The 24,993-nt window shown below is 71.8% G+C and carries 21 protein-coding genes; 7 read left to right on the top strand and 14 right to left on the bottom strand.

The window, feature by feature from the left end:
* Positions 1–159 precede the first annotated feature (159 nt).
* Entirely contained in the window at positions 160–561 is a 402-nt protein-coding gene (locus tag ACZ4TV_RS31905) for a cobalamin B12-binding domain-containing protein (RefSeq protein WP_362394998.1), read from the bottom strand.
* 173 nt (positions 562–734) lie between these two features.
* Between ACZ4TV_RS31905 and ACZ4TV_RS31900 the strand changes: the two genes are divergently transcribed.
* Complete coding sequence (locus tag ACZ4TV_RS31900) at positions 735–1,517, top strand: esterase/lipase family protein (RefSeq protein WP_468138677.1); 783 nt, start codon at positions 735–737, stop codon at positions 1,515–1,517.
* 220 nt (positions 1,518–1,737) lie between these two features.
* Positions 1,738–3,246 (top strand): M23 family metallopeptidase, encoded by a 1,509-nt coding sequence (locus ACZ4TV_RS31895; RefSeq protein ID WP_468138675.1) that lies wholly within the window; start codon positions 1,738–1,740, stop codon positions 3,244–3,246.
* Between the two features lie 80 nt (positions 3,247–3,326).
* On the opposite strand, the gene pcrA is transcribed toward ACZ4TV_RS31895, so the two are convergent.
* Together pcrA and ACZ4TV_RS31885 are read right to left on the bottom strand one after the other, a co-directional pair.
* Entirely contained in the window at positions 3,327–5,861 is a 2,535-nt protein-coding gene (gene pcrA / locus ACZ4TV_RS31890) for a DNA helicase PcrA (RefSeq protein ID WP_468138674.1), read from the bottom strand.
* Positions 5,845–6,192 carry an ArsR/SmtB family transcription factor gene (locus tag ACZ4TV_RS31885; protein WP_468138673.1) on the bottom strand — a complete coding sequence of 116 codons (348 nt, stop codon included), beginning with the start codon at positions 6,190–6,192 and terminating at the stop codon, positions 5,845–5,847. Before ACZ4TV_RS31885 ends, pcrA begins: the two co-directional genes overlap by 17 nt.
* Positions 6,193–6,320: 128 nt before the next feature.
* On the opposite strand from ACZ4TV_RS31885, the gene ACZ4TV_RS31880 reads away from it, so the two are divergent.
* Both ACZ4TV_RS31880 and ACZ4TV_RS31875 read left to right on the top strand, forming a co-directional pair.
* A complete protein-coding gene (locus ACZ4TV_RS31880) occupies positions 6,321–6,674 on the top strand; it encodes a hypothetical protein (protein ID WP_468138672.1) in 354 nt (117 codons plus the stop codon).
* 142 nt (positions 6,675–6,816) lie between these two features.
* Positions 6,817–7,866, top strand: a complete 1,050-nt coding sequence (locus ACZ4TV_RS31875) for a C40 family peptidase (protein WP_468138671.1) — start codon at positions 6,817–6,819, stop codon at positions 7,864–7,866.
* A gap of 9 nt (positions 7,867–7,875) precedes the next feature.
* On the opposite strand, the gene ACZ4TV_RS31870 is transcribed toward ACZ4TV_RS31875, so the two are convergent.
* The 3 genes from ACZ4TV_RS31870 to ACZ4TV_RS31860 form a co-directional block, all read right to left on the bottom strand.
* Positions 7,876–8,979 carry an alpha/beta hydrolase gene (locus ACZ4TV_RS31870; RefSeq protein ID WP_468138670.1) on the bottom strand — a complete coding sequence of 368 codons (1,104 nt, stop codon included), beginning with the start codon at positions 8,977–8,979 and terminating at the stop codon, positions 7,876–7,878.
* Between the two features lie 68 nt (positions 8,980–9,047).
* Complete coding sequence (locus ACZ4TV_RS31865; RefSeq protein ID WP_468138669.1) at positions 9,048–9,743, bottom strand: LuxR C-terminal-related transcriptional regulator; 696 nt, start codon at positions 9,741–9,743, stop codon at positions 9,048–9,050.
* On the bottom strand, positions 9,740–11,044 hold the full coding sequence (locus tag ACZ4TV_RS31860; protein WP_468138668.1) for an ATP-binding protein: 1,305 nt from the start codon (positions 11,042–11,044) through the stop codon (positions 9,740–9,742). Before ACZ4TV_RS31860 ends, ACZ4TV_RS31865 begins: the two co-directional genes overlap by 4 nt.
* Before the next feature lie 131 nt (positions 11,045–11,175).
* Here ACZ4TV_RS31860 and ACZ4TV_RS31855 point away from each other — a divergent pair, with 131 nt between their 5' ends.
* On the top strand, positions 11,176–12,528 hold the full coding sequence (locus ACZ4TV_RS31855) for a PspC domain-containing protein (RefSeq protein WP_468138666.1): 1,353 nt from the start codon (positions 11,176–11,178) through the stop codon (positions 12,526–12,528).
* Entirely contained in the window at positions 12,515–12,739 is a 225-nt protein-coding gene (locus ACZ4TV_RS31850; RefSeq protein WP_468138665.1) for a hypothetical protein, read from the top strand. Before ACZ4TV_RS31855 ends, ACZ4TV_RS31850 begins: the two co-directional genes overlap by 14 nt.
* Here the strand turns inward: ACZ4TV_RS31850 and ACZ4TV_RS31845 are convergent.
* The 4 genes from ACZ4TV_RS31845 to guaA all read right to left on the bottom strand — a co-directional run bounded on the left by ACZ4TV_RS31845 (position 12,685) and on the right by guaA (position 17,092).
* Positions 12,685–13,200 carry a TQO small subunit DoxD gene (locus ACZ4TV_RS31845; protein ID WP_468138663.1) on the bottom strand — a complete coding sequence of 172 codons (516 nt, stop codon included), beginning with the start codon at positions 13,198–13,200 and terminating at the stop codon, positions 12,685–12,687. The two genes, ACZ4TV_RS31850 and ACZ4TV_RS31845, sit on opposite strands and share 55 nt — an antisense overlap.
* An 18-nt stretch (positions 13,201–13,218) precedes the next feature.
* Positions 13,219–14,475, bottom strand: coding sequence for a hypothetical protein (locus ACZ4TV_RS31840; protein WP_468138661.1), 1,257 nt, complete (start codon positions 14,473–14,475; stop codon positions 13,219–13,221).
* 128 nt (positions 14,476–14,603) lie between these two features.
* A complete protein-coding gene (locus tag ACZ4TV_RS31835; protein ID WP_468138659.1) occupies positions 14,604–15,380 on the bottom strand; it encodes a class II aldolase/adducin family protein in 777 nt (258 codons plus the stop codon).
* A 125-nt stretch (positions 15,381–15,505) separates the two neighbouring features.
* Positions 15,506–17,092 carry a glutamine-hydrolyzing GMP synthase gene (guaA, locus tag ACZ4TV_RS31830; protein ID WP_468138658.1) on the bottom strand — a complete coding sequence of 529 codons (1,587 nt, stop codon included), beginning with the start codon at positions 17,090–17,092 and terminating at the stop codon, positions 15,506–15,508.
* Between the two features lie 295 nt (positions 17,093–17,387).
* On the opposite strand from guaA, the gene ACZ4TV_RS31825 reads away from it, so the two are divergent.
* Positions 17,388–17,651, top strand: coding sequence for a chorismate mutase (locus tag ACZ4TV_RS31825; protein WP_468138656.1), 264 nt, complete (start codon positions 17,388–17,390; stop codon positions 17,649–17,651).
* A 313-nt stretch (positions 17,652–17,964) separates the two neighbouring features.
* Here ACZ4TV_RS31825 and ACZ4TV_RS31820 read toward each other — a convergent pair whose 3' ends face one another.
* The 4 genes from ACZ4TV_RS31820 to ACZ4TV_RS31805 form a co-directional block, all read right to left on the bottom strand.
* Positions 17,965–19,602, bottom strand: a complete 1,638-nt coding sequence (locus ACZ4TV_RS31820; protein WP_468138655.1) for a peptidase — start codon at positions 19,600–19,602, stop codon at positions 17,965–17,967.
* A 167-nt stretch (positions 19,603–19,769) separates the two neighbouring features.
* Complete coding sequence (locus ACZ4TV_RS31815) at positions 19,770–21,602, bottom strand: GMC oxidoreductase (RefSeq protein WP_468138654.1); 1,833 nt, start codon at positions 21,600–21,602, stop codon at positions 19,770–19,772.
* A 9-nt stretch (positions 21,603–21,611) separates the two neighbouring features.
* Entirely contained in the window at positions 21,612–23,240 is a 1,629-nt protein-coding gene (locus ACZ4TV_RS31810; protein ID WP_468138653.1) for a succinic semialdehyde dehydrogenase, read from the bottom strand.
* Positions 23,241–23,333: 93 nt separating this feature from the next.
* A complete protein-coding gene (locus ACZ4TV_RS31805) occupies positions 23,334–24,968 on the bottom strand; it encodes a serine/threonine-protein kinase (RefSeq protein ID WP_468138652.1) in 1,635 nt (544 codons plus the stop codon).
* Positions 24,969–24,993 lie beyond the last annotated feature (25 nt).

Raw genomic sequence — 24,993 nt, 5'->3', positions numbered from 1 at the left:
AGCTGGATGGCCCGGGCGGGGCCGAATGTGCCGCCTGCGGCTCAAAGACCTGGGGCTCCGCCCCAGACCCCGCGCCTCAAACGCCGGCGGGGCTGGATGTGCCGCCGCGCGGCAACCAGCCCGCCAAGGGATCCGCGGGCGGAGCCCCGGTGGCGCGGCCTACTGGCGGACGTTGCCGCGGACCCAGTCCACGATGGCTGTCGTCGTCGCGCCCGGGGTGAAGATTTCGGCCACGCCCTTCTCCTTGAGGGGGGCGATGTCGTCCTCCGGGATGATGCCGCCACCGAAGACCTTGATGTCCTCCGCGTCGCGCTCCTTGAGGAGTTCCAGCACGCGCACGAAGAGCGTGTTGTGGGCGCCGGAGAGGATCGAGAGGCCGATCGCGTCGGCGTCCTCCTGGATCGCGGTGTCCACGATCTGCTCGGGGGTCTGGTGGAGGCCGGTGTAGATGACCTCCATGCCCGCGTCCCGCAGCGCCCGCGCGATCACCTTGGCCCCGCGGTCGTGGCCGTCGAGACCCGGCTTGGCCACCACCACACGGATCGGACCGGTCACACCCATCGCACTGCCTCCCGAGTGAACGAACGTTAAGTACAGCATCGCGCACGCCGCCGTTTCGCGGTTGACCACGAGGGGGAAATCACACGTGGGACGGCATTGCGCCACCGTGCCGACAGCCGCACGGCACGGTGGCGCGACTGCCGCGGTCCCCAGAGGCTCAGGGGAGGCCGTCGATGGGGCTGTCCATACCGATGTCCATGCCCTTGTCCGGCGCCGCGCTGCGGGCCGGCGCTCTTGAGGTGGTGGTGCTCGGCGGGCACCTCCTCCTCTATCCCACCGGAGTGTGCCAGGAGAAGGTCACGGCCCGCACGCCCGCGACCCGCCCACCCGTCCTCCTCCTCCACGGGTTCACCGACAACCGGTCGGTCTTCGTCCTGCTGCGCCGCGCCCTCGGGGCTGGCGGCCGGCGGCACGTGGAGGCGTACAACTACTCGCTCCTCACCCTCGACCTGCGCGTCACCGCCCGTCATCTCGCCCGGCGCGTAGAGGAGCTGTGCGAGCGCACGGGCCAGGAGCGGGTGGATCTGGTCGGGCACAGCCTGGGCGGACTGGTCGGCCGGTACTACGTCCAGCGCCTCGGCGGCGACGCCCGCGTGCGGACCCTCGTCACGCTCGGCACCCCGCATTCCGGCACGCGCGTCGCCCCCTTCATGAACGCGCACCCGCTGGTGCGGCAGATGCGCCCGGACTCCGAGGTACTGGCCGAACTGGCCGCGCCCGCGCCCGGCTGCGCCACTCGATGCGTGGCGTTCTGGAGCGAGTTCGACGCGCTGATGACTCCGGTCAGGGCCGCGCGGATCGAGCATCCGGATCTACGCGTGGAGAACGTGCAGGTCACCGGCATCGGGCACCTTGCGCTACCCGCTCACCCCGCGGTGATCGCGGCCGTCCGGCGCGCCCTCGACGGGCCCGGCCTCACCGCCGTCGCGAGCTCGGACGCCGCCTCCGTGGCCTAGCCGTCCGACGGCCGACAGTCGAACGAATTTCGAACTCAAGGCCAAGGGTGCGTCTTTAGGCGACCGAAAGGCGGCCGAATGCCCGGTTCCGGGGATCTGGAAACCCGTCGAAGATTGTCGTTGCGAGTAACCGCCGGGTACAGTCACGCCACTGCTCTCCTCCGGTGAACTTCGAGTTCCCGGCCACCCAGGCCCCACTGCCGAGGCGAAAGAGAAGTTGGTGAACGACCGCCCCTCGTCGGGCCAGTACCCGGATCCCGGGTATGACGGCCTTGCCACCACCACTTTCGCTGGTGACTCGACCTACGTTTCCTATGAAACGCAGGGCCAAGGGGTCAATTACGCCGCCTACGGCTCCTACGAGACCGGCGCGTACGACACCACCGCGTGGACCTCGCAGGACAGTTATCTGTCCACGATCCCGGCCCAGCCCGTCCCCGAGGACACCACGGGGACCTGGGACGCGAGCGCCTGGAACACGCCGAGCACGGACTACTCCGGTTACACCGAGTACCAGCCGGCCTCCTTCGGCTACGACGCGTCCGCCGAGCAGACCGGGCACTGGGCGATGCCTGGCTACGGCACCACCGGCACCGAGACCGGCGCCTACGACGCCACCGCCTGGAACACCGTCACGCAGACCCCGGCCGCCCAGCCCGAGGCCGCTTACTCGTACGAGTACCAGCCCGCGCAGGAGCAGTACGCGTACGAGGCGCCCTCCGCCGGCTATGCCTACGAGGCCCCGGCCGTCGTCATCGACCCTTCGGTCCAGACCGACACCTACGGCGAGACCGCCGTCTTCGAGGTGCTCTCCGACGAGACGCCCGATTCGCCCGAGGCGTCTGAGGCAGCCGAGGTGCACGGGGCTCACGAGGTGCACGAGGTCCACGACCTCCCCACCCAGGCCATGCCCGTGACCTCCACTCCGCGCTCCGCGCGCCGGACCGCCGCCAAGGCCGGCGCCAAGGGCAACGCCAAGGCGGGCAACAGCCGGCGCCGCAGCCCGGCGAAGCGTTCCGCCCTGCTGACCGTGGCCGTGCCCTCGGCCTGCGTGATGGGCGTCGCGGGCGTCGCGGCCGCCTCCGTCGGCGGACTCACCGGCACGGAGAAGTCCTCCGAGGACACCACGACGATGGCCGCGCCCGACCCGGCCTCGGTGAAGCCGGTCGCGGCGAACACCAAACTCGACACCCAACTGGTCGCGCTCAGCGCCGACGCGGGCGATTTCGCGGACCGCGCGAGCCGCACGCAGGAGCGCATCGACCTGCGCCAGCGCCAGGAAGAAGAAAAGAAGAAGAAGGCGGAGGAGGCCGCGGCCAAGGAGGCCGCCCGTCCCAAGTTCGCGCTCCCCGTCGCGCAGCAGGGCCTCAGCGCCAGCTTCGGACAGTCCGGCGGCATGTGGATGTCCGTGCACACCGGCATCGACTTCCCGGTCTCCTACGGAACCCCGGTCATGGCCGCCACCGACGGCACCGTGCGCACCCAGTACAACAGCGCCTACGGGAACATGGCCATAGTGACCGCGCCCGACGGCACCGAGACCTGGTACTGCCACCTCAGCTCGACCAAGATCCGCGGCGGCAAGGTCAAGGCGGGCGACGTCATCGCGTACTCCGGCAACTCCGGCAACTCCACCGGACCGCACCTCCACTTCGAGGTCCGGCCCGGCGGCGGGTCCGCGATCGACCCCCTGGCGTGGTTCCGCAACCACGGCCTGGACCCGAGGTAACGCGCCGCCCGGCAACGCGAACGGCCGGGCAACCGCCCGGCCCCACGGCCGCCCGGCCCCACGGCCGCCCCGCCTCCGCCCTACAGCTTCTGCACCGGCGCGTAACGCAGCAGCAGCCGCTTGGGCTTGTCGTCGCCGAAGTCGATGGTGGCCTGCGCGTCCGCGCCCGCTCCCTTGACCTCCATGACGGTGCCGAGCCCGAACTGGTCGTGCGTGACCCGGTCCCCGACCAGCAGGGCGATGACCGGCTTGTCGGCGGCCCGTCGCGTCGCGAATCCGGACGGCCCCGACTTCGTACGCGACGAGGACAGGAACGACTCCGGGGAGGTGCCGAACGTCGCCTTCCCCGCACCGGACGACCCGTACGACCCGGACGACCCGTACCCCGAGCCCCGCATCGGCCCGGCCGGCTTCTGGGACGCGCCCGTCCGCTTCCACTGGAGGTACTCCACCGGAATCTCCTCCAGGAACCGCGACGGCGGGTTGTACGAGGGCGTGCCCCACGCACTGCGCATGCTCGACCGGGTCAGGTACAGCCGCTCGCGCGCCCGCGTGATGCCCACGTACGCCAGGCGGCGCTCCTCCTCCAGCTCCTTGGTCTGGCCCAGCGCCCGCATGTGCGGGAAGACCCCGTCCTCCATGCCGGTCAGGAAGACCACCGGGAACTCCAGGCCCTTGGCTGTGTGCAGGGTCATGAGCGTGATGACGCCCGTGCCCTCCGTGTCCTCGTCCGGGATCTGGTCGGAGTCGGCGACGAGCGCGACCTGCTCCAGGAACTCGGCCAGGGTGCCCGAACCGGGAGCCGGGGCGCCGGTCTCGGCCGCCTCGACGACCGCGGCCTCCCGCGCCTGCTCGAACTCCAGCGCCACCGCCGCCAGCTCCTGGAGGTTCTCGATCCGCGTCTCGTCCTGCGGGTCGGTCGAGGCCTGCAGTTCGGCGAGGTAGCCCGTACGCTCCAGCACCGCCTCCAGCACCACCGCCGGGCCCGCGCCCGAGTCGACGATCGTGCGCAGCTCCTCCATCAGCACGTTGAACCGCTTCACCGCGTTGGTGGAGCGGGCGGCCATGCCGAAGGCCTCGTCCACGCGCCGCAGCGCCTGCGGGAAGGTGATCTTCTCGCGCATCGCGAGGGCGTCGATCATCGCCTCGGCACGTTCGCCGATGCCGCGCTTGGGCACGTTCAGGATCCGCCGCAGCGGGACGTTGTCCTCCGGGTTCGCGAGGACGCGCAGGTACGCGAGGACGTCGCGGACCTCCTTGCGCTCGTAGAAACGGACGCCGCCGACGACCTTGTAGGGCAGCCCGACCCGGATGAAGATCTCCTCGAACACGCGCGACTGCGCGTTCGTCCGGTAGAAGATCGCGACGTCGCCCGCCTTGGCCTCGCCCGCGTCCGTCAGCCGGTCGATCTCGTCGGCGACGAACTGTGCCTCGTCGTGCTCGGTGTCCGCGACGTAGCCGGTGATGACCGCGCCCGTACCGGCCTCGGTCCACAGGTTCTTGGCGCGGCGGTTCTCGTTGCGCTCGATGACGGCGTTGGCGGCGGAGAGGATCGTCTGCGTCGAGCGGTAGTTCTGCTCCAGCAGGATCGTCGTCGCGTCCTTGTAGTCCTCCTCGAACTGGAGGATGTTGCGGATGGTCGCGCCGCGGAAGGCGTAGATCGACTGGTCGGCGTCACCCACCACGCACAGCTCGGCCGGGGGCAGGTCCGGGTATCCGGTGCCCACCAGCTCGCGCACCAGCGTGTACTGCGCGTGGTTGGTGTCCTGGTACTCGTCGACCAGCACGTGCCGGAAGCGGCGCCGGTAGTGCTCGGCGACGTCCGGGAAGGCCTGGAGCAGGTGGACCGTGGTCATGATGATGTCGTCGAAGTCGAGGGCGTTGGCCTCGCGCAGCCGTCCCTGGTACATCGCGTACGCCTGGGCCAGCGTCTTCTCGAAGCCGTCCACGGCCTGGTCGGCGAAGGCTTCCTCGTCGATCAGCTCGTTCTTCAGGTTCGAGATCTTGGCGTTGAAGGCCTTCGGGGGGAACTTCTTCGGGTCCAGGTCCAGGTCGCGGCAGACGAGCGCCATCAAGCGCTTCGAGTCGGCCGCGTCGTAGATCGAGAACGAGGACGTGAAGCCGAGCCGCTTGGACTCGCGGCGCAGGATGCGGACGCAGGCGCTGTGGAAGGTGGAGACCCACATGGCGTTGGCGCGGGGGCCGACCAGGCTCTCGACGCGCTCCTTCATCTCTCCGGCGGCCTTGTTGGTGAAGGTGATCGCCAGGATCTGACCGGGGTGGACGTTCCGCGCGGACAGCAGGTGTCCGATGCGGTGGGTCAGCACCCGGGTCTTGCCGGAGCCGGCGCCGGCCACGATGAGCAGCGGAGAGCCCGCGTGCACCACGGCCGCGCGCTGCTGCTCGTTGAGCCCGTCCAGGAGCGTCGCCGGGTCGATGACGGGCCGGGGGGCGCCGTCCCGGTAGTACGCGTCCCCGCTCATGGGTACGTCGAACCGCCCCCCGAAGAGGTCGTCCGCGCCCGCTTCCGGGGCGGCGTGGTCCTCGGGCGGCGGCGGGACCTCGTCGGAGGGGGTGAGGTCCGCCAGGAAACTGTCGTCAAAGAGGCTGCTCATCGCATTCCGAGTCTAGGGGGCGGGACCGACAGCCCAGCACAAGTTTCAGGAGACCGGGAAAGCGCACTTCCAGGTCGTCGCGGCGCAGTGCGAGGTAGAGCCTGCGGCCCTGGGGGCGCTGGCAGATCACGCCGCTCTCGCGCAGCGTCCTGAGGTGGTGCGTGACGCTCGACCTGGGCAGGTCCGGTACGACCTCGCCGCAGAAGGCCTCTTCGCCGGAGGCGAGCTTGCGGACGATCTCCAGTCGTACGGGATGCCCGAGCGCCGCCAGGACCTCGACCAGCTCGATCCGGTCGGCGGCGGGGTGGGTGAGCTCAGCAGCAGCGGCCATGGTCCAACTGTACGCAGATCTCGTACGGACATCGCCGCACCGTACCGAGATCTCGTACAGTCACGTCAAGGTGCTGCCCGTCCCGGCCCGCCCGGGGGCCGCCGCCGGCCTCCCCGTACGCTCGGCGCATGACCGTCCTGATCAATGTCTTCGTCGGCCTGCACATCATCGGCATCGCCTCGCTCCTCGGCGGCTTCCTGACCCAGATGAAGGCCATGGGCGCCGGCACCGCCCGTTTCGTGCCCGCCATGCTGCACGGCGCCCTGACCATGCTGGTGACCGGTGTGCTCCTGGTGGGCTTCAACGAGATGGACGGCACAGCCGTCAACAACATCAAGATCGGCGTGAAGCTCGCGATCCTCTTCGTGATCCTCGCCCTCGTCTACGTCAAGCGTGACGAGGAGCGGGTGGAGAAGGCGCTGTTCGGCGCGGTCGGCGGACTGACCGTGGCCAACGTCTTCATCGCCGTTCTCTGGCACTGATCCACACCGGACCGGTCTGCACCGGTCCCGGGCGACCACCTCCGGTCACATCAGGCCACTTACGATCATCTCGTCATCTGCCCGTTACCTGCGGGTCTAGCGTCCTCCTCCAACACCGACAGAGGAAGGACGTGAGGCCCCCGTGGCCAGTCATCGAAAGCCCAGGCAGCGCCCGCTCTCCGGCGGCACGGTACGGACGACCGCCGCCCTCGCCCTCGCGGGCGCTGCCACCGCCACCGCCTTCGAAGGCACCTCCCAGGCCGATCCCCGGCCCACCCCGGCGCAGGTCAAGTCGGAGGTGGACCGGCTCTACGAGGAGGCCGAGGCGGCGACCGAGCGGTACAACGGGGCGAAGGAGAAGGCCGACGAGGCCGAACGCGCGCTGACCGGCCTGCGCGAGGAGACCGCCCGCAAGACCGACCAGCTCAACACCGCCCGCAGCGCGCTCGGAACGCTGGCCGCCTCCCAGTACCGCAGCGGGTCCCTGGGCACCGCCGTACAGCTCGCGATGGCCGCCGACCCGCAGGAGTACCTCTCCCAGGCCTCCTTCATCACCCGCGCCGGGGACCGCAACGCCGCCGGGATCAGCACCGTACGCCGCCGGCTCGACGAGGTCGGAAGGCTGCGGGAGCAGGCCGCCGGGAAGCTCGCCGACCTCCGCTCCCGGCGGGACGAACTCGCCCAGCACAAGGCCGTGATCGAGGGCAAGCTCACCACCGCCAAGCGCCTGCTGGCCAAGCTCACCGCCGAGGAGCGCGCCGCCTACGAGGCCCGGTCGGCCGGTGCCTCGCCCGCCGCCCCGAAGAGCAGCACGCCCCCGCCTCCGCCGCCGCCTGCCGACGGCTCCCGCGCGGCCCGCGCCGTGGCCTTCGCGCACGGCGCGATCGGGAAGCCGTACGTCTGGGGCGCGACGGGCCCGGGCTCCTTCGACTGCTCGGGCCTGACCCAGGCGGCCTGGCGCTCGGCGGGGGTCTCCCTGCCCCGCACCACCTACACCCAGATCAACGCCGGCCGGCGGGTGTCCCGCGACCAGCTGGCCCCCGGCGACCTGGTGTTCTTCTACTCCGGGGTCACCCACGTCGGCCTCTACGTCGGCAACGGCCAGATGATCCACGCCCCGCGCCCCGGCTCGACGGTCCGGCTGGCCCCGATCGACTCCATGCCCTGGGCCGGCGCCTCCCGCCCTGCGTAGCCCGCCCGGCTACGGAGCCTTGACCAGCTGGCTCAGCCAGCCGAAGGTCTGCGGCAGCTGCTTGGACCACGATTCGAGGTTGTGGCCGCCGACGACCTTCTCCGCGTGCACCACCGTCGGGGCCTTGGCCAGTCCCTTGAGGTCCATGCCGGAGAGGTAGCCGTCGTGTTCGGCCCCCGACATCCACAGCGCGACGGCCGGCGGCTTGGGCGCGGTCTGGAGCACGTGCTTGAGGTTGTGCGTGCGGCGCAGCTCCGGATCCTGCGCGACCAGCGAGGAGGGCTCCTGGCCCGGGTCGTTGTAGCCGGACAGGGAGACGGCCGCGCTGTAGCGGTCCGGGTGCATGATCGCCAGCTTGGCGGCGCAGTAGGCGCCGGCCGAGTAGCCGGCCACGCCCCAGGTGCGCGGCTCGTCCGACGTCCGGAAGTTGTCGACGACCATCTTGCGGACGTCGACGCTGAACCAGCTGTCCGCGTTGACCTTGCCGGGGAGGTTGGCGCAGCCGGTGTCGGCCTTGCCGAGCAGCATGGCGCGCGGCGAGACCAGGATGAACGGCTGCACCTTGCCGCTCTTCATCAGCGGCTCCAGCACCTCGTGCACCTTGAGCCCCTGGAACCAGGACTTCCCCGTCCCGGGGATGCCCGGGATCAGCTCGACCACCGGGAACTTCTTGTCCTTGTAGGCCGGGTCGTCGTACTGCGGCGGCAGCCACACCAGGACGTCGCCCTTGACCCCGGAGATCTTGCCGTCGAGCTCGGTCTGCTGGACCCGCCCGCCGAGGCCCTCCACCGGCTGGAACTGCTGGCGCACCTTCGGCGCCTCCCCGGCCTTCTTGCCGCCGAGCCCGTCCGGGCCGAGGTCGGGGGCCGCGGTGACGTACGTGCCGGTGCCGAGCAGATCGCCCCAGGAGGCGTAGAAGTGCTCGGCCCTGTTCACGGCGACGAACACCACCGCGATGGCGGTGACCTGCGCGAAGACCACCATCAGCGCGCGCACGGCGGTGCGCACGACGGCGGGCCCGCGCACCTTGCTCCACACGGCCAGCGGAAGGATGACGGCGATCGCGGTCAGCGCGATCACCGTCACGAAGAAGGGAGTACCGGTCAAGCTCATCACGCCAGCCTAGAGGCGGCCTTCCCGCTCCCGGTTGCCAGGTCCCTGCGGTGTGGATCACACCGCGCTCACACCAGCCTGCGGGCCGTCGCCCAGCGGGTCAGCTCGTGCCGGTTCGACAGCTGGAGCTTCCTGAGCACCGCCGACACGTGCGACTCCACCGTCTTCACGGAGATGAAGAGCTGCTTGGCGATCTCCTTGTACGCGTACCCGCGCGCGATCAGCCGCAGCACCTCGCGCTCGCGCTGCGTGAGCCGGTCCAGGTCCTCGTCCACCGGCGGCGCGTCCGTCGAGGCGAAGGCGTCGAGCACGAAGCCCGCCAGCCGCGGCGAGAACACCGCGTCCCCCTCCTGCACGCGGAAGATGGAGTCGACCAGGTCGGTGCCGGTGATGGTCTTGGTGACGTACCCGCGCGCACCGCCGCGGATCACCCCGATGACGTCCTCGGCGGCGTCCGACACCGACAGGGCCAGGAACCGCACCGGGTGCTCGGCCGACGCCATCAGCGGGGCGCAGCGCCGCAGCACCTCGACGCCGCCGCCGCCGGGCAGGTGCACGTCGAGCAGGACCACCTCGGGCCGGGTGGCGGTGATGACGGTGACGGCCTGGTCGACGTCGGCGGCCTCGCCGACGACCTCGACCCCGGTCCGGGCGGTGTCGCCGATCTCGGCCTGTACGCCCGTGCGGAACATCCTGTGGTCGTCGACGAGCACCACCCGTACACGCCGGGACTCGGTCGTGGTCTCCTCGGTCATGTCGGTCATGCTGCGTTCGCCGCCCTCTCCATCTCCAGCTCGACTTCCGTGCCGCCGTCGGGCGCGGACCGCAGCCGTGCGGTCCCGCCGTTGCGCTGCATCCGGCCGATGATCGATTCTCGTACGCCCATGCGGTCATCGGGTACCGCGTCGATGTCGAAGCCCGGTCCCCGGTCCCGTACGGACACGAACACCGTCCGCCCCTCCACCTCCGCGTACACCTGCACCGGTCCCCCCACGCCACCGTACTTGGCGGCGTTGACCATCGCCTCGCGCGCGGCCTGGATCTGTGCCGCCAGCCTGTCGTCGAGCGGGCAGTCACCGACGACCACGACCTCGATCGGGACGCCGTGGTGGTCCTCCACCTCGGCGGCGGTCTTCTTCACGGCCTCCGCCAGGGTGGCCGGTTCCTCGGCCTCGTCCTTGCCGGTGCCCTCGGGCTTGTAGAGCCAGTTCCGCAGTTCCCGTTCCTGGGCGCGCGCGAGGCGGCGCACCTCTCCGGCGTCCTCGGCGTTGCGCTGGATCAGGGTGAGGGTGTGCAGTACGGAGTCGTGCACGTGGGCGGCGACCTCGGCGCGCTCCTGCGCCCGGATGCGCATCAGGCGCTCCTCGGAGAGGTCCTGGGTCATCCGGATCAGCCAGGGTCCGGCGAGCAGCGCGACGCCGACGAGGACGGCCAGGGTGGCGGTGAGGACGTTGCCGAGCTGCGCGGCGGAGCCCCGTACGACGATGAAGACGGTCAGGCCCACACCGACCAGGGCGACACCCGCGAGCGCCCGGGCGGCCTGGAGGAGGCGCCCGTGCCGCCCGGCGGCCTCGGTCCAGTGGGCGCGGCGGGCGTTGTCGGCCTGCCGCCATACGAGCACCACCCCGGCCCCGACCAGCAGCGTCGGCCACACGTACCGGCCGGAGGCACCGCCGAGCTGGACCTTGGAGATGAAGATCCCCGCGCCGATGAACAGGGCGATCAGCGCGGTGATCTGCCCGTGGCCGGGTTTGCGCAGCCGGCGGCTGCCGTCGGGGAGGGTCTCGAAGAAGGAGCGGTGGCCGGCGCGGCCGCCGACGCCGAGCGGTACGAAGACCCAGAACGCGGCGTACAGCAGCACGCCCAGCCCGTCGCCCCACATGAACAGGCCGAGGAAGGCGAGCCGGACCCAGCCCACGGGCAGCCCGAGGTGCCCGGCGAGACCGCGCGCGACGCCGCCGAGCATCCGGCCGTCGGCGCTGCGGTACAGCTTGCGCTGCGGCACGTCAGAACCCTGTGGGACCTCGGGTGCCTGCGGGGTGCGGGGAGCGGCGGCTACGGGCATGTCACCTAGGGTCACACGCGCGCACGCGGCCCGGCATCAGGGCATCCCCCCAGTTCTGCCCCCGGGATATCAGGGTTGTGCCAGGGTCGGGCCGGATGCCGGGCGCCGTCGCGGCCCGTCACCATGGACCCATGACCGACGTACACGACGCCCCGCCAGGGCGTCCCCCCGGACGAAGCCCGGGTGAGGGCCCCGGGGCCCCTCAGGGCGCCGGCCCCCGGCCGCCCCTGCGCCGCAGCAAGCGCGACAAGGTCCTCGCGGGCGTGTGCGGCGGCCTGGGCCGGTACTTCGACCTGGACCCGGTGATCTTCCGGATCGTCCTCGGTGTCCTCGCGGTCACCGGCGGCGTGGGTCTGATCTTCTACGGCTTCGCCTGGCTGCTGCTCCCCCAGGAGGGCGAGGACGACAGCGAGGCGAAGAAGCTGCTGACCGGCCGGGTCGAGGGCGCCACGCTGGCGGCGGTGTTCGCCGCCCTGGTGGGCTGCGCGCTGTTCCTGTCGATGCTGGACAACGGCGGCCTGGCGGTCTTCTCGGTGCTGGTGATCCTGGCACTGGGCGGGGCCTCGTACTGGTCGCAGCGGCGGCGCCAGACCCATCCGCCCGAGGCGCAGGCGCCCGCGCCGGGCGCCACCGCTCACCGGACCGCGCACTCGCCCGCCCCGCCCGAGACGAAGGCTCCGCCCACCCCCGGCGGCCCCTCCTGGTGGCGGGACCCGCTGGTCAAGGACGGCACCACCGGCCCGGTCGGAGCGACGGGGTACCTGTGGGGGCCCGACGACGCGGCCACCGACCCGGCGGTGGCCGGCGGCGTGCGGGAACCGGCCGTGAAGCCCACCGCGCCGGTCCGCCCGCGTGGCGGCATCGGCGGCCGCGTCTTCGTCCTGGCCCTGCTGGCCGGGATCGCCGGGGCCGCCGCCGACTGGGAGGGCCGTCCGCTGGGCGAGGCCCTGCAGACCGGGCTCGCCGCCGCGCTGATCGTCTTCGGTCTGGGCCTCGCGGTCAGCTCCCTGCTGGGCCGCACCGGCTTCGGCACCATCGTGCTGGCCGTGTTCACCTCGGGCCTGCTCGCGGTCGCGGCCGTGCTGCCCCGCGAGATCGGCACCGACTGGCGGGAGGTCACCTGGCGTCCGGCCGCGGTGGCCGACGTACGGCCGCAGTACGAGGCGGGCAGCGGGCTCGCCACCTTGGACCTGAGCCGACTGGACGTGCCGAAGGGCACCACCCTGACCGTCGGGGCCTCCCTCGACGCGGGCCGGCTCAAGGTGGTCCTGCCCCGGGAGGTCACCGCCCGGGCCGACATCACCATCCGCCGGCTGGGCGACGTACAGCTGCCCGGGGACCGGGCGGACCGGATCGAGACGGTCCGGGAGCAGAACAGGCGGGCGACCCTGTCGCCCGCCGCCGGCACCGAGGCCGGCGGGACGATCGAGCTGCACCTCAGCGCGGGTATCGGACAGGTGGAGGTGGCCCGTGCGGCGTCATGAGTTCCAGCCGGGACGGCTGATCGCGGGGCTGGCCCTGCTGGTGGCGGGCGTGCTGTACCTGCTGGACACCACCGGCGAGGCGGACGTGCCCTGGTTCGCGGTCATCCCGATCACCCTGGGCGGGCTCTCGCTCGCCGCGCTGGTGGGGATGGTGACCTACGCCGTACGCCGGGACCGGCGCGACCGGATCATCGAGTCGAGCGACAGGTAGGGCGCCCCGGCGAGGATCAGCGGGGTCCAGGCCACCATGTAGATCAGGTCGTTGCCGTAGTAGTACGGGGTCACCGCCCACGACACCGTGAGCCACAGGCTGAGCGAGATCAGCGCTCCGCCGACGGCCGCGACACGGGTCAGCAGCCCGGCCAGCACCCCGAGGCCGACGAGGATCTCCGCGATGGCCAGGCCGACGGCGAAGCCGACGGGGGAGTTCAGCGCCAGGTCCACCAGCGACGGGATCGCCGAGGTGTCGCGCACCCCGCGCATCTGGTCGCCGATCGATCCTTCGCCCGTGGCGGACAGGAACGCGGAGTCGGTCAGTTTGTCGAGCCCCGCGTACACGAAGGTCGCGCCGAGAAAGACGCGCAGGGGCAGCAGCGCGTACCGGGCGGCCAGCTCACGCGGCCCCGCCGCGTCGCGAGGGGCGTCGGTGTCAGGAACATCGGTTCGGGTCACGGGTCATGTGTACCCCGTTCACTCGGCAACATCGATGATGCAGCGGTTGGATTCCACCCCGGCGGCGGTGACCACCTGGATGTCGATGCGCCCCGGTTCCACTTCCGCCGGGACCGGCACCGTCAGGACGGCGTCGGAGGGGTTGGTGAACCCGCCCGGCACCGGGACCAGCGGCACGTGCACGTGCACCGCCCCGATCCGTACCACCAGCCGGGCCAGCATCTCCGGCGTCTGCGCCCCGGGCGGCACGAAGCCCACGCCCCGGATCTCGATGTCGTCCCCGGGGCGGACGGCCGCGTCCAGGTCCCCGGGCTCCCGTCTGCGCACCACCGACAGCACCAGCGGGCGGCTGCCCTCGGCGTACTTCGCCGCCAGGTACACGGCGGCCGACAGCGCCACCAGCAGGGCCAGCGCCCAGGGCAGCTGCGGCAGCCGGTCCGGGAAGCGGGCCAGCGACGCCACCGCGTAGGCCAGCACCACCGTCGAGACGAGCACGTACTGCGCGTCCGGGAAGCTCCCGCGGCCCGCGTCGTCCGTCAGCAGGTCCACCCCGCGCGGCCGGTCGGCCGGCAGCTTCTGCAGCCGCTGGCCCATGATCCGTACGGAGACCACCCGGCGCACCAGCACCGCCACCGCCGAGGTCATCGAGACCACGGCCAGCAGCGGCAGCGCCCGGTCCAGTGCGAGGCCCGCGTACAGCGCCTGCCGCTCGGGGCCGGGGGCCGAGGCGGCCAGCCGCAGCGCGGGCAGCAGCGTGGCGAACGCCGTCAGCACCAACCAGGCGCTGGGCACCGCCTTCGAAGTGGACAGCCGGTTGTCCTCGCCGACCAGCGGGGCCAGCAGCCCGCCGCGCACCGACTGGGCGCGGGCCGCGACCGTGAGCAGTCCGGCCAGCACCAGGGCGGCCAGCAGCCCGGCGGTGCGCGCCGCGGACCAGCCGGTGCCGAGCGCGGCGGCGACCTGGACCAGCAACAGGACGCCTGCGGCGATCCACACGGCGAGGACGGCCCGCCGCGAGAACAGGTACAGCCAGGAGTTCCCGGCCTCCCGGCCCCGGTCGGCGACGGTACGGGCCGACAGGGTCAGCTCGTCGGAGACCCACTGGCGGGAGGCGCCGAGCGAGTGGGCCACGGCGGCCGGCACTCCCTGCCCGGAGGCGAACTCGTCGCGCTTCTCCAGGAACGCGGCGACCGCGCGCCGGTGCCCCTCACGTGCGCACTCCTCGCAGGTGCAAGCGGTGGTATGGGTACCTCTGGACATCTCTTGGACAGCCACGTACGTGCCGCCTCTCTGAACTACGGTGCGATGCCAGCGAATTGTGCACCACTGCGGCAGTGCTCCGGATTGCGCACGATGTCAGAGCAGGTGATTAACCGTTCATGATGTTGACGCCACCTCCCGGGTCACTCTGCGTCACCCTGCTGGCGCAGCGGCTGGTAGCTCACCCAGGCGGCCAGATCGGACCCGAACCGCTCCCGGGTCGCGACCGCGGCGCGGTGCTCGATGAGCACCGGTTTCCCGGCCGCCCGGGCGATGAGCTGCACCTGCGCCGCCCGCTCCGCCGCGATGAACCACCAGGTCGCGGCGTCCACCGAGTCCCCGACCGTCAGCAGTCCGCGGTTGCGCAGGATCAGTGCCTTGTACGGGCCCAGCGCGAGCGCGATCCGGGCAGCGTCGACGGCCCCGTCCCCACTGAACTCGTCCAGCAGCGCGTGGTCCTCGTAGAAGGCGCAGGCCTCCTGGGTGATCGGGGCCAGCAACTCGCCCAGGGCCGCGAGGGCGCGCCCGTACGGGGCCTGCGCGCGGACGACGGCCACCACCTCGGGGCGCTCCCGGTGGACCGCCGCGTGCACAGCGAAGGCCAGCTCGTTGACCCGGCGCTCCCCCCGGACCACCCGCCCGTCCCCGTCGACCAGCAGCAGGTCGTCGGCGGTGAGCGTGCCGAAGGCCCGTCCGAAGGGGTTGACCCAGTAGCAGTCCTCGAACTCGGGATCCCGCGCGGTGACCTGCCCGGCGACCCCGTCCTCGTACCCCAGCCGCCCCAACAGCCGCAGCGCCTCGGCGAGGCGCTCCTTGCGGTGGGCGCGGGCCGCCTCGGCGCTGTCGTGCACGGGCGGCATCTCGAAGCAGAGCCGCTCCACGGGCACGGGCACGGGTACGGGCACGGGCTGATCCGGCATGGGCGCTCCTTCGGCGGCTCGGCTCGCGGCGCAAGGTACCGGCGCCCCTGCCAACTGGCCAGAGGAACGGCGAAGCCGCCGCCCGGGAACAACGGGGCGGCGGCTTCGTCACCTACCGGTGGGGACTACTCCCACTCGATGGTGCCCGGGGGCTTGCTCGTGCAGTCCAGGACCACACGGTTCACCTCCGGCACCTCGTTGGTGATGCGGGTCGAGATCCGTGCGAGCACCTCGTACGGCATGCGCGTCCAGTCCGCGGTCATCGCGTCCTCGGAGGACACGGGGCGCAGCACGATCGGGTGGCCGTAGGTGCGGCCGTCGCCCTGGACGCCCACGCTGCGGACGTCCGCGAGCAGGACGACCGGGCACTGCCAGATCTCGCGGTCCAGGCCGGCCGCGCTGAGCTCGTGGCGGGCGATGGCGTCGGCCTCGCGCAGCAGGTCCAGGCGCTCCTTGGTGACCTCGCCGACGATGCGGATGCCCAGGCCGGGGCCGGGGAAGGGCTGGCGCTGGACGATCTCCTCCGGCAGGCCGAGCTCCTGGCCGACCATCCGGACCTCGTCCTTGAACAGCTGGCGCAGCGGCTCGATGAGCTCGAACTCGATGTCGTCGGGGAGCCCGCCCACGTTGTGGTGGGACTTGATGTTCGCGGTGCCGGTGCCGCCGCCGGACTCGACGACGTCCGGGTACAGGGTGCCCTGCACGAGGAAGGCCACGTCCGCGCCGCCCTCGGCGATGATCTCGGCCTGGGCCTGCTCGAAGACGCGGATGAACTCGCGGCCGATGATCTTCCGCTTGGTCTCCGGGTCGGAGACCCCGGCGAGAGCGTTCAGGAAGCGCTCCTGCGCGTCGACGACCTTCAGCTGCACACCGGTGGCGGCGACGAAGTCCTTCTCGACCTGCTCGGTCTCGCCCTTGCGCATCAGGCCGTGGTCGACGTAGACACAGGTCAGCTGCGAGCCGATGGCCTTCTGCACGAGGGCCGCCGCGACCGCGGAGTCCACGCCGCCGGAGAGGCCGCAGATGGCGCGCTTGTCGCCGACCTGTTCGCGGATGGCCGCGACCTGCTCCTCGACGATGTTGCCGGTGGTCCAGGTGGGGGCCAGGCCGGCGCCGCGGTAGAGGAAGTGCTCCAGGATCTGCTGACCGTGCGTGGAGTGCATGACCTCGGGGTGGTACTGCACGCCGTACAGCTTCTTCTCGTCGTTCTCGAAGGCGGCGACCGGGACGACGTTCGTCGAGGCGGTGACGGTGAAGCCCTCGGGGGCGGCGGAGCAGGCGTCGCCGTGGGACATCCACACCGACTGGTTCTCGGGGGTGCCCTCGAAGAGGGTGGAGCCGGACTTGGACACGGCCAGCGGGGTGCGGCCGTACTCGCGGGCGCCGGTGTTGTCGACCTGGCCGCCGAGGGTGGTCGCCATCAGCTGGAAGCCGTAGCACATGCCGAAGACGGGGACCCCGGCCTCGAAGAGGGCACGGTCGAGCTGCGGGGCGCCCTCCTCGTACACGGAGGACGGGCCGCCGGAGAGGATGATCGCCTTGGGGTCCTTGGCCAGCATCTCGTCGACGGGCATCGAGCTCGGCACGATCTCGCTGTAGACCCGTGCCTCGCGGACGCGGCGGGCGATGAGCTGGGCGTACTGAGCGCCGAAGTCGACGACGAGAACCGTGTCCGGGGCGCTGTCGTGGGCGGCGGAGGGTGCTTCTGGCACGGGACGGCCTTCCGGCGGAAGAGGTGGCTGTTTTGTCAATTCTAACGGGGCCGACACACCCCTCTTCGTCTCACCATCCGAATCGGCTTGGCCCGGAGGGACGCGGAAGGTAATCTTCCGTTCCATGCGCAAGCAGCTGAGCTTCCTCTTTACCTATGGCACCGGCCGGTCCGGTCGCCATGGGTCATCGTGATGCTCGCTTGAGCCGCTGACTTCCCAGAGCGCCCCGGTCCGACAGGACCGGGGCGCTCTGGCGTTTCCGCTCCTGTCGGCACGATCCACAGGAGACAGGACCATGACCACGATCACCACCACCCCCGAGCAGCTGATCGCCGACTGCCGGATGCGCATCGACGCGCTCGACGACCGGATCATCGGCCTGATCCAGGAGCGGATGGCCGTCTCGACGGTCATCCAGGACGCCCGGATCGCCTCCGGCGGCCGCCGGGTGCACCTGTCCCGCGAGATGGAGGTGCTCTCGCATTGGAGCGACGCTCTCGGAAAGCCCGGCACCGCCCTCGCCATGACCCTGCTGGAGCTGTGCCGGGGCCGCGTGTGACGGTCGTTCGTCACTCTTTCGGACCGTGACCGCCCTCGGGGCCCTTCGTTGGTGAGGTTGTCCGCGGCAGCCAGCCGCGGAACCGCGACACCACGCGTGGCTCCGCTGGAGCGATGAGACGTACGCCCCGTGGAGCGTGCGTCGTGGGACCTCGCTCCTTCGCGTGATCGGACGGCAGGGGACAGCAGCCCGATCACCCCGTAGAGGACGGCCGGCCCTGGGGACGCCCCGGGCCGGCCGTTCTTCGTCGTGGCCCGCACGCGGCGACCGCGCGCAGGACGATCAGGCGGTTACGCGGATACGCGTGACGCGGTCACGCGCGCCCGGCGGCCCTGCGGCGGAACGCCAGGACCAGCGCGCCACCGGCGGCCACCAGCACCGTGCCGCCGAGCGCGAGCGTCCCGGCGGAGGTGCCGGTGGAGGCGAGGCCACCGTTCGGCTTGGCGGAGGCGCCGCTGCTCGGCGTGGCCGAGGCGGTCGGGGTGGCCGAGGCGGAGGCGCTCGGGCTCGGCGTGGCCGAGGTGCTCGGGCTCGGCGTGGGGCCGCCGCCCTTCGCGTTGATCACGAAGGCCGCCTTGTTGTTGGCGTGGTTCGGGTCCCACCGGTGGCCCTGGGCGCCCGTCGGCGTCCACTGGCCGACCGACACAGCGCCCTTGGCGTCCTCGACGACCTTCTCGATCTTCAGCTCGAACGGGTAGGCGAACTTCTCCTTCTCACCGACGACGTGGCCGGTGGAGCAGAAGTAGCGCGGCGCCCCCAGGGCCTGCTCGCGGTGGCTGCCGTCCGCGTTGACCCCCTTGCAGTCGGCCGGCACCTTCGTGACCTTCACGCCCGCCGGGATCACGATGTCCGTCAGGGCGACGTCCTCACCGGAACGCAGGTGGGCGACCCACGCCGGGCCGTTGTTCTGGAAGCCGAAGTCGGCCTTCACCGTCTCGCCCGCCTTGCCCTTGAGGGAGACGGCCGCGGCCACGAGGTCGGCGGTGTTCTTCGTCGTGAAGTCGAACTCCTGGACGTTGTTCCAGGGGTCGAGGTCACCCGACTGCGCAGAGACCTTGGCCGGCCGCGCCTGCGCGGTCAGCTTCTGGCCGCTGGAGGCCCCGCGCAGTTTTGCGGTCTTCGGCTGGTCGCCGGAGGCGTACACCGCGTAGGTCAGCCCGTCGATGAAGGCGTGCGGGGCGGCCTTGAGGGTCAGCGGGCCGTTGACCGCGTAGACCGTGTCGGGCTCGTACTCGCCCTCCAGCAGGCACTGCACCGTGCTCCAGCCCTTGTCCCACGGCCGGTCGGCGCCCGTGTCATCGGAGTAGGAGCAGTTGTCGTACTGCTCCACCAGGCCGATGCCGCGGGTGGTGCGCACCTCCAGCACCACGCCGTGGACGGAGTCCGTGCCCTCGTTGGCGAAGACGATCGGCAGGGCCTGCTTGTCGCCGGGCTTCTGCTCCGCCTTGAGCTTGGCCGGCTCCAGCACCAGGTCGGGGCCGCCGACGCGCACCTTGGTGGTGGCGGCCTTGAAGGTGGCGCCCTCCGCCTTGCCGGTCACGGTCAGGTCCGCGGTCGCACCGACCTTGCTGCCCTTGGCGGCGCTGAGGTCGAGGTCGACGACGGTGGTCTCGCCCGCCCAGAGCGCCCAGCGCTTGCAGGTCACGGCCGCGTCGGTGAGCGTGCAGTCCGAGCCCTGCTGCTTGGCGAGCGCGACGTCGGCGACGCCCTTGAGCGCGCTCAGGTCGATCGTGAAGGTGCTCTGGCGGGTGAACGTCCGGGTGGAGTCGTTGACGATCCGGATCTCGACCGAGGTCTTCTGCGGCTCGCCGCTCTGCCCGGGGTGCGGGCGCAAGCCGGTCTCGGCCGGTCCGGCCAGGGTGAAGACGGGGTCCGCGGCGTGTGCGGGAGTGGTGGCGAGCCCCAGGGCCACGAGGCCGCAGGCGGCCAGCAAGGAGATGCGCTTTCTCATGCAGCCGTTGACTGACGAACATCAGTCGCAGTTGCACACTTCACCGTGTGATCGACACCACAGCCCGGTCCGGCGGATTCCGGTACAACCATCAAGGCTGAACATCTGTCACCTATGTGCCGTGGTGGGGTACCGCGCTCGGAGGGGGAGCGCGGTACCCCACCCGGTCAGAGGTCCCGCTTCGGCGGGACCTCCGGGACCGCCATGAACGGCAGCCGCAGCGCGCCGAAGGCCTCCTTCGCAACCGCCGGCCGGACCGGCTCCACCGCGTCCAGGCGGACGTAGGCCGCGCCCTGTTCGGGCCGGGGGTCCCGCTCGCCCTTGTTCGGCCAGTACGACATCGCGCGCTCCGCCTGCGCCGTGATCGTCAGTGACGGGTTGACCCCGAGGTTCGCGGAGACGGCCGAACCGTCCACCACCGATATGCCCGGGTGCCCGTAGAGCCGGTGGTACGGGTCCACCACGCCCTCGCGCGCCGACGCCCCGATCGGGCAGCCGCCGAGGAAGTGCGCGGTCAGCGGGGTCCCCATCAGCTCGCCGATGTTGCTGCCCGGGAAGCCGTTGATCTCCTCGGCCAGCAGGGTCGCGGCCTGTGTGGCCTCCACGATCTGGACGGGGTTCGGCGCGCCGTGGCCCTGGCGGGCGGTGAGCAGGCCCTTCCCGATCCCGCCCGGCTTGCGGTACGTGGTGAGGGAGTTGTCCAGCGACTGCATGACCAGGCCGATGATGGTCCGCTCCGACCAGCGCCGGTTCGACAGCGAACGGGCCAGCTGCACCGGGTGCTTCACGGTCCTGGCCAGCCAGCCGCGGACCCGGTGCTTGCTGTAGGGGACCTGAAGGACGGTCATGAACCCCATGGCGTTGGAGCCCTTGCCGTAGCGGACGGGCTCGATGTGGGTGTCGGCGTTGGGGTGCACGGAGGAGGTGATCGCCACGCCCCTGGTGAAGTCGGCGCGCTGCTCCTTGCCGGGGCCTGCGCCGTGCCGCCTGCGGTAGCGGCGGTCGTCGGTCTGCGCGCCGACCAGGCCCTCTGAGTTGGTCCGGGTCAGCTCCCCGAGCCGCTCGGAGAGCCGCGGGAGTTCGCCGCGGTCCTTCATCGTGTGCAGCAGGGTCTGCGTGCCGTACGTGCCCGCCGCGAGGACGACGTACCGGGCGCGCAGCACCTTGGCCCGGCCGGTGCGGCGGCGGTCGGTGGGCACGGTGCGGACGCGGTGGCCGCCGTCCGGGTGTTCGGACAGGGCGGTGACGGTCGTCAGGGGGTGGATGACGGCGCCGGCCCGCTCGGCGAGGTACAGGTAGTTCTCGTTCAGGGTGTTCTTCGCGCCGTGCCGGCAGCCGGTCATGCACTCGCCGCATTCGGTGCAGGCCTTGCGGGCGGGGCCGGCGCCGCCGAAGTACGGGTCGGGGACCTCCTGGCCGGGCCGGACCCGCGGCGCTCCCCCGGCGTCGTCGCCGTCGCCGAAGAAGACGCCGACCGGGGCCATGTGGAAGGAGTCCGCCACGCCCATCCTCTCGGCGACCGCCTTGAGGTGGACGTCGGAGGGGGTCATGGTCGGGTTGAGGCGCACCCCGAGCATCCGCTTGGCCTGCTCGTAGTACGGGGCGAGTTCCTCGCGCCAGTCGGTGATGGACGCCCACTGCCGGTCCTCGAAGAAGGCGGTGGGCGGCACGTACAGGGTGTTGGCGTAGTTGAGCGAGCCGCCGCCCACGCCGGCGCCCGCGAGCACCATCACGTTGCCGAGCAGGTGGATCCGCTGGATCCCGTACAGCCCGAGGGCCGGGGCCCACAGGTAGTTGCGCAGGTCCCAGCTGTTCTTGGGCAGGCTCTCGCGGGTGAAGCGGCGCCCTGCCTCCAGGACGCCGACCCGGTAACCCTTCTCGGTCAGGCGCAGGGCCGAGACCGATCCCCCGAAGCCCGATCCGATGACGATGACGTCGTAGTCGTACGGGTCCTCGGGTGCGGCTTGTGCGTCGTCGTCCTGTGCGTCGTCGTACGGCACGGATACCCCTTAGCGCAGTCGGAGGGCCTTCATGACCTGGAGGCTGCGGGTCATGAACGCCGCGTACTTCTCGTCGTCCATGCCCAGCGAGGGCGCCATCGGGAGCAGCCGCTGGTGGGCGACGGTCTGGGCCTCGGTGTACTTGAGGATGCCCTCGGAGCCGTGGCGGCGGCCGAGGCCGGAGTCCTTCATGCCGCCCATGGGCGCCTGGGCGCTGCCGTAGGCGGGGGCGTAGCCCTCGTTGATGTTGACGGTGCCGGTGCGCAGGCGGGCGGCGACGGCGTGGCCGCGGCGGGCGTCCTTGGTCCAGACGCTGGAGTTCAGTCCGTAGGCGGTGGCGTTGGCCTCGGCGATCGCCTCGTCCTCGTCGGTGAAGCGGTAGATCGAGACGACCGGGCCGAAGGTCTCCTCGCCGCACACCGCCATGGGCGCCTCGACGCCGTCGAGGATGGTGGGCTCGTAGAAGAGCGGGCCGATGTCGGGGCGGGCGGTGCCGCCGGCGACGAGGGTGGCGCCCTTGGCGACGGCCTCGTCCACGTGCCGCTGTACGGTCTCCAGCTGGCGCTCGCCGACCAGCGAGCCCATGTCGGCGCCGTAGGCGAGGGAGGCGCCGAGCCGCATGGCCTTGGTCCGGGCGGCGAAGCGGGCCACGAACGCGTCGGCTATCGAGGCGTGGACGTAGAGCCGCTCGATGGAGATGCACAGCTGGCCGGCGGAGGAGAAGCAGGCGCGGACGGCGCCCGCGGCGGCCTTTTCGATGTCGGCGTCGTGCAGGACGAGCATGGCGTTCTTGCCGCCCAGTTCGAGGGAGACTCCGACGAGGCGGGCGGCCGCGCCCTGGGCGACCTCGCGGCCGGTACGGGTCGAGCCGGTGAAGGAGACGTAGTCCGCGTACCGGACCACCTCGGGGCCGACGACGGGGCCCTCGCCGAGGACGATCTGGAAGACCTCGGCGGGCAGCCCGGCCTCGATCAGCAGGTCGCGGGCCCACAGCGCGGTGAGCGCGGTTTCGGTGTCGGGCTTCATGACGAGGGCGTTGCCCGCCACGAAGGCGGGCAGCGCGTCGCCGACCGACAGCTCCAGGGGGTAGTTCCAGGGGGCGATCTGCCCGACGACCCCGCGCGGCTGGCGCAGCTCGGTGACCTTGGTGAGGGTGGGCATGGCGCCCGTGTGGCCCTTGGGGCGCAGGTACGAGGGGGCCTTGCGGCCGTAGTGGCGGGCGGCGACGGCGACCGCCTGGACCTCCTCGTGGGCGTGCAGGCGGGCCTTGCCGGTCTCCAGCTGGATCAGGTCGAGGACCTCGGCCTGCCGGGCCAGGACCAGGTCGTGGAAACGCAGCAGGACCGCCGCCCGCTTGCGTACGGGGACGGCCGCCCAGGCGGGCTGGGCGGCGCGGGCCCGGTCGAAGGCCTCGGCCACGTCTTCGGGAGTGGCCTCGGGAAGCTCCGCCAGCCGGTCCCCGGTGAAGGGGGTGTGGTTGGCGGTGCGACCGGAGCCGATCACTCCGCGGGTCAGCCGGGCGACCAGGTCGGGGGTCACCACGTCGGCGGCGGTGCGGGCACCGGCCGGGGCGGGGGCGACCGGGTTGGTGGGCTGCGGTGCGGTCCGGGGGGCGGCGGGGGCCTGCGAGTCCGTCATGCCGGTGAGCGTATTGCGCCGGACAGGCTTTGGGTACCCGCCGGTAACCGGATTTTGCCTTGTCCGCCAGCGATCACTGGCGCGGTGACGGAATCAGGGCTTCCCGGCGGGCGGCTCCCAGCCGCTGAGCACGATGTCGAACTGCTGCTCGGTCGTGGCCCAGTCGGCGACAGGACTCGACATGTAGATGGCGTACTCCGTGCCGTCCGGGGCGACGTACATCTGTTCCTTGGCCCGGCGCGGACCGGGGTGGTTCTGCTTCTCCGTCCAGGTGAAGTCCCAGAGCGCGGCCCGGGTGCTGTCCCGGAAGGTGTTCTGGTTCAGCCGCACCTTCTTGTAGTCGGTCCGATTCCGCACCTGCTTCTCCAGGTCGAGCAGGTGCGCGTACGGGTCCTGGTAGTCCGGGGTGGAGTCGGCCGCGATCCGGATGAAGTGCTTTCCGTTGTCCGGGGTGTAGTCGATCTGGTCGCCGTTCGCCTGGCGCGTCCAGCCGTTCGGGACGAACAGGGTGAAGCCGGCGATGGGGTCCGTGACCTTGTTGTAGCCGGCCGGCGGGGCCGCCGCCCGCGGCTTCCCGTCGTCGCCCGACTGCCCGCCCGACTGCCCGCCCGTCGAACTCGTGACCTTGTCGTCCGCCCCCGAGTCCCCGGTGTACTTGAGGATCCCGAACACACCACCGCCGCCGAGCAGCGCCGCCACCAGCGCCACCACCGCGGCGCGCTTGAGCCAGCCACCGCCCTGGTCGGCGGGCGCGGGCGCGGACACGGGCGCATCCGGCAGCGGGGCCGTCTGTGCGACCTCCCCGTGCCGGGCAGGCTCCTCGGGCGGCTCCTGCGCCGGTGCGAGCTCTTCCGACGTGACCGCGCGCGTGGGTACGTACGCCTGGGCCGCCTTGGGGACCCGGCCCTCCATCGCCTCGATCAGCATCCGCTCCGCCTCCGCGGCCGAGGGCCGCTCGGCCGGATCCTTGCGCAGCAGGGCCGTGATCACCGGCCCCAGGGCACCGGCCTGCCGCAGGGCCGGCGGCTCGTCGTTCACCACGGCCTGCAGGCTGGAGATGGGCGACGTGCGGCGGAACGGCGAGCGGGCCTCCACGGCCGTGTAGAGCGTGGCGCCGAGCGACCACAGGTCGGAGGCCGGGTCGGGGGACCCGCCGGTGACCCGCTCCGGAGCCAGGTAGTCGATGGAGCCGACGATCTCGCCGGTGCGCGTGATGGAGGAGTCCCCCTCGATCGCGGCGATGCCGAAGTCCGTGAGCAGCACCCGGCCGTCCTTGGCGAGCAGCACGTTGCCCGGCTTCACGTCCCGGTGCAGTACGCCGACCGCGTGCGCCGCGCGCAGCGCGCCCAGCACGTGCAGCCCGATCCGGGCCGCCTCGCGGGGCTCGATCCGCCCGGCCGCCTTGGCCGCCTCGGCGAGCGAGGGGCCGTCGATGTACTCCATGACGATCCACGGCCGGTCGTCGTGCCCCAGCACGTCGTGGACGGTGACGACCGCCGGATGCTGGATCCGGGCCGCGGCCCGGGCCTCCTTCTGCGTCCGGGCGTGCATGACGTCCCGGTCGGCCTGGGCGACGTACAGACCCGCCGTCAGTTCCTTGACGGCGACGGTCCTGTGGAGCAGCTCGTCATGCGCGCGCCACACCTTGCCCATGCCGCCGCGGCCGATCGGCTCGACGAGCCGGTACCGGCCCGCCAGCACGGCGCCCCCACCTGTCTGCTGTTCCACGAAATCCCGCCGCTCTCTGCACTTC

This window comes from Streptomyces sp. NPDC028910 (assembly GCF_055564955.1).
This window is presented reverse-complemented; position numbering and strand designations above follow the sequence as displayed.